The organism is Burkholderia reimsis (genome assembly GCF_003294055.1).
GTDB classification, from domain to species: Bacteria; Pseudomonadota; Gammaproteobacteria; order Burkholderiales; family Burkholderiaceae; genus Burkholderia; species Burkholderia cepacia.
The window spans coordinates 1-3,534 of the sequence record NZ_QMFZ01000095.1 but is presented as its reverse complement, the minus strand read 5'-3'; the positions used below and the strand labels follow the sequence as shown (position 1 = coordinate 3,534).

General features: G+C 64.1%; 3 protein-coding genes. 2 read left to right on the top strand and 1 reads right to left on the bottom strand.

The annotated features are described in order from the left end of the window. Nucleotides 1–1,734: AAA family ATPase (locus tag DPV79_RS41295; protein WP_113048162.1), on the bottom strand; the 1,734-nt coding region annotated here is incomplete at its 3' end. Between the two features lie 567 nt (nt 1,735–2,301). Between DPV79_RS41295 and DPV79_RS41290 the strand changes: the two genes are divergently transcribed. Further along, entirely contained in the window at nt 2,302–2,961 is a 660-nt protein-coding gene (locus DPV79_RS41290; RefSeq protein ID WP_113048161.1) for a TagK domain-containing protein, read from the top strand. After that, nucleotides 2,958–3,534 (top strand): type VI secretion system accessory protein TagJ (locus tag DPV79_RS41285; RefSeq protein WP_113048163.1); only part of this gene is annotated, 577 nt, incomplete at its 3' end. The genes DPV79_RS41290 and DPV79_RS41285, both read left to right, overlap by 4 nt.

Below are 3,534 nucleotides of genomic sequence, written 5' to 3'. Positions count from 1 at the left end.
GCGCACGGCCGCGATCTCGTCCGTGACCATGCGCCCCGCGGGAATACCGGTCCAGTCTGACACGATCTCAGCGACAATCGCTTCGTCGACCTCCGGAAAGACCAGTGGTGCATCTCCCTGCAGGTCGGTCAGTGCGCGCTCGAGCTCGCGCAGCTTCGCGACTGACGCTGACAGATCCTCCGGGCTACCGTCGACATTCCCGGTCACCGTTTCCCGCGCCGTCAATAAGGCCTGCGCAGCCGCAACCTGTTCGCGCCAGCGGATCTCGATTGCCGCCTCTTCCGTAGCGAGTACGTCGATACGTTCGCGTACGCCCATCAATGCCTTGTCCGCGTCCAGACCAATTCGGGCTTCCTGCACCAGCAGCGCTTCCTCTGCACGCGCAGCGGCAAGACGCTGACGCACGTCATCCAGCTCGCGCGGCGCGGCATGCTGCGACAGCGCGACACGAGCGCACGCTGTATCGAGCAGGCTGATCGCCTTGTCCGGCAGCTGGCGCGAGGGAATATAGCGATGCGAGAGTGTGACGGCCGCGCGGATCGCTTCGTCACGCACCACGACGCCGTGATGCGACGAGAACGTTTGCACCAGACCGCGCACCATGTCTATCGCGGCGGCCTCGGACGGCTCCGCGACCTGCAGAACCTGGAAGCGGCGCGTGAGCGCCGGGTCCTTCTCGATATGCCGCTTGTACTCAGCCCACGTCGTCGCGCCAATCGTGCGGACCGTGCCGCGCGCGAGCGCCGGCTTCAGCAGGTTGGCGGCATCGCCTGTGCCGGCCTGGCCGCCCGCGCCGATCAACGTGTGGATCTCGTCGATAAAGAGGATCACCGGTACCGGCGACTTCGCGGCCGCTTCGAGCAGTCCTTTCAGGCGCGCCTCGAATTCGCCCTTCATGCTCGCGCCCGCAAGCAGTGCACCCACGTCGAGGCTCAACAGGCGCACGTCGGCGAGCTTCGGCGGGACGTTGCCGGACGCGATCGCGCGCGCCAGCCCTTCGACAACCGCAGTCTTGCCGACACCGGCCTCCCCCGTGAGCAGCGGGTTGTTCTGCCGGCGGCGCAGCAGCACGTCGATCATCGTGCGGATTTCGAGTTCGCGGCCGATCACCGGGTCGATCTCGCCAGCGCGGGCGCGCGCGGTCAGGTCCGCACAGTACTGTTCGAGCGAACCACCCTTCGTGGCATTTGACACGGCGCCAGAGGCGTCGCCGGGCGTGACGGGCGCGAAATCACTACGGTCGTACGGTGCATCGTCCGCCTCGGGCGAGCCGTCGATCCAGGCGGGCAGCACGTCATCGAGGCCGTCGACGGGAATCCTGGCAAATGCCGTGGAAATCGAGAGCAGCACGCGCCGTAACTCGGCATTGGTGACGAGCGCCGCGACGAGCCATGCGCCGCGCACACGGCGGTCACCGTAACTGAGGGTGGCAAGCACCCACGCGCGCTCGATGGCCGATTCAATGTGCCAGGAGAAGTCGCTGATCGAACTCGCGCCAGCCGGCAGAGCCGCCAGCGCGCGGGCGAAGTCGCGTTCGAGTGCTTCGCGGTCAATGCCTGCGTGTCGCACGATCCGATGCACGTCGCCATCCGGTTGCTGAAGCAACTGATGCAGCCAGTGGATGAGTTCGACGTACGGATTGCCCCGCAGCTTGCAGAAGCTGGTCGCCGATTCAATACCGCGGTAAAGCTGAACCCCGAGCTTGCCGAACAGCGTCTGGCGTGAAATCGTCATGCGTACCTTCTTGTTGTTCCCTACAGCCTGTTCCCGGCCCGCCATGGCGGTGAGGAGTCCTATTCAGACGGCAGAACCGCCGCTCCACTGGCGATGCAATTGCGGCATTGGTCCGCTGCCGCGTTTCAAACGGGAGAACGAGAAAAGTCTCCCAAGGCGCGCATTATTCTCATGAATACACGCCGCCGTCAACTTACGCGCCCCGGAAAATCCGCGTCGAATCGTATCTCACGTTACCACGCCCCGACCAATACCCTACCGCGATCATCGGATTCACCATCCACCAAACCATACATTAATCTTACAATCGTCAAGTCATTGATAACATTGAGTAACTCAAATTTAAATGTAAAAACTTTGACACCTTTCCCGCAAGCCACTGATTATCATGAGATTTGATCTTTGTTTATTTTTACATTTGACGTTTCCTGACATTTACTCACCATCAAAATCCCCTATCTCAATTTTCCGATATTCCCCACTCAATCCGGATGGACTCAGTCTGGGATAGACGGGTCCCCGCGACTCGTGTTTAAAATGCGGGCTTCCTGTCACCGGACACCGCTGATGCGCTCCCTCCGCCTGCCCTGGCGCCAACGCCAACCGGATACCGCGCACACCGAACCCGTGCTGCGCGACGGGCACGGGCGACGCACGGCCAGCATCCCCGAATCCGACCTTCCAGCACGCGAAGCGCCGGACCGTTCACCTGGCGATGACGCCGTGTTCGGCCTGATTGGCATCGCAAGCATGGACAGCGCCGAGGCGAACGCACGCACCCGGGTTCCTACTCCAACCGGCGACGCCGACGGCGCCAACGCGCTTGTCGATGCGCTGCATGCACAGTACTGGCGTGCCCTCACCGAGCCCCACGCGTCCCTCACCGGTTCGTGGGCAGCGCAAGTGGACGAGCCGTCAGCACACGCAGCAACACAGGACGCGCCGGACGAATGGCACGCTCAGAACGCTCATCGCGAATCCGCGTCAATTGAAGCCCTGCTGTCGGGCGAACGCACGCTCGAGGACGTGTTCGGCCAACTGGAGGGCGACCCCGCGCTCGAAGAAGCACGCGTTCCGGAAGTACTGCGGCTCTTCGCCCCACCGGAATTCCACGCAGCCGACGCGCGCCGGTCGCCTGCCCTGCCGCCCGCGCTCACCCGGCGTGAACACCACGCGCTGTCCGTCGACAGTCCGCTTGCCGCGCCATCACGCGAGAACGACGCATGAATACCCGAACCGCTGCGGGCGAACCGCACACGCATCGCCCGCAAGACACGCCGCTGGTTGAACAGATCGCGAGAATCGAGTCGCGCATCCGTGCGCAACCCACCACCGCCACACACCGCTGGGCGCTGTTCCAGTTAATGTGCGTCACGGGTGACTGGGCGCGCGCCGTGCAGCAGCTGCAGACGTGGGCGAAGCTCGATGCCGGTCAGTTGCAGACCGCGCAGGTTTTTCGCGATCTGATCCGCGCCGAACGCTGGCGGGCGAAGGTAGTCGACGGACAGGAACGCCCGGGCTTCGTCCACGAGCCCGATTCATGGGTCAGGGAGCTGGTAGGCGCGTTGCGGCTTGCGGCGGATGGACAAGGCGAGGCCGCCGACGAGGCGCGTGAAAACGCGCTGGATGCCGCGCCGCCCGTTGCCGCCCGCACGCCGCACGGTGTCGCAGGCTGGATTGCGGACAGCGACTCGCGTTTCGGTCCTGTATGCGAGTTCATCACGGCGGGACACTATCGCTGGGTGCCGTTCGCCGATCTGGCCGCGTGGCGTGTGTCACCGCCCACGAATCTGATCGATC